Genomic DNA, 1,345 nt, shown 5'->3' with positions numbered 1-1,345 from the left:
GGGCCCGATGAACTGCGCCCATACGTGGAAGAGCTTTCTCGTATTTCTGAATCATTTGTTTCCGCACACCCTAACGCAGGTTTGCCGAATGCTTTTGGAGAATATGACCTTTCTCCAGAAGATATGGCAGAGCATGTAAAAGAGTGGGCTAGCAGCGGCTTTTTAAATCTGATTGGTGGCTGTTGTGGTACAACGCCGGAGCATATTCGCCAAATGGCGCAGGCCGTTGAAGGTGTTACACCTCGCGCTTTGCCAGATTTGCCTGTTGCTTGTCGTCTCTCCGGATTAGAGCCATTAACGATTGAGAAAGAGACTTTATTCATCAATGTCGGTGAGCGAACTAACGTCACAGGTTCTGCTCGCTTTAAACGTTTGATCAAAGAAGAACAGTATGACGAAGCATTAGAAGTCGCGCGTCAGCAAGTTGAAAATGGTGCCCAAATCATCGACATCAACATGGATGAGGGGATGTTAGACGCACAGGCTTGTATGGTGCGTTTTCTATACCTATGTGCCTCAGAACCAGAAATCTCCAAAGTGCCAATCATGGTCGACTCTTCCAAATGGGAAGTGATCGAAGCGGGTCTGAAATGCATTCAAGGTAAAGGCATTGTGAACTCTATCTCTTTGAAGGAAGGCAAAGAGAAATTTGTTGAGCAAGCTAAACTGATCCGTCGTTATGGCGCAGCTGTGATCGTCATGGCATTCGATGAGGTTGGTCAGGCAGAAACGCGCGCGCGCAAGCTAGAAATCTGTACAAATGCTTATCGTATTTTGGTAGACGAAGTTGGCTTCCCGCCAGAAGACATTATTTTTGACCCGAACATTTTTGCCGTCGCAACGGGTATTGATGAGCACAACAACTATGCTGTTGATTTTATTGAAGCTGTAGCGGACATCAAGCGCGATTTGCCACACGCGATGATTTCCGGTGGCGTGTCGAACGTGTCTTTCTCTTTCCGCGGTAATAACTACGTTCGTGAAGCTATCCATGCTGTGTTCCTCTATCACTGTTTTAAAAATGGTATGGATATGGGGATCGTAAACGCGGGTCAACTTGAAATTTATGACAACGTTCCGGAAAAACTACGAGAAGCGGTAGAAGACGTTGTGCTTAACCGTCGAGATGACGCTACAGAAAGATTGTTGGATATCGCGGCTGAGTACGCAGATAAAGGCGTTGGCAAAGAAGAAGATGCCTCTGCGCTTGAGTGGCGAACTTGGCCTGTCGCAAAACGTTTAGAGCATGCGTTAGTTAAAGGGATCACAGAGTTCATTGTCGCAGACACTGAAGAAGCACGTGTGAATGCGGCAAAACCACTTGAAGTGATTGAAGGCCCTTTGA

At 46.8% G+C, this 1,345-nt stretch carries 1 protein-coding gene; it reads left to right on the top strand.

Going from position 1 to position 1,345, the window contains the following annotated elements:
• A partial coding sequence (locus tag R7127_RS26270) for a dihydropteroate synthase (RefSeq protein WP_318148690.1) occupies nt 1-1,345 on the top strand: 1,345 nt, incomplete at both ends.

This window comes from Vibrio sp. 1159, assembly GCF_033340395.1.
Classification (GTDB): domain Bacteria; phylum Pseudomonadota; class Gammaproteobacteria; order Enterobacterales; family Vibrionaceae; genus Vibrio; species Vibrio alginolyticus.
The sequence above is the reverse complement of the archived record's forward strand: the minus strand, read 5'-3'. Positions and strand labels throughout refer to the sequence as shown.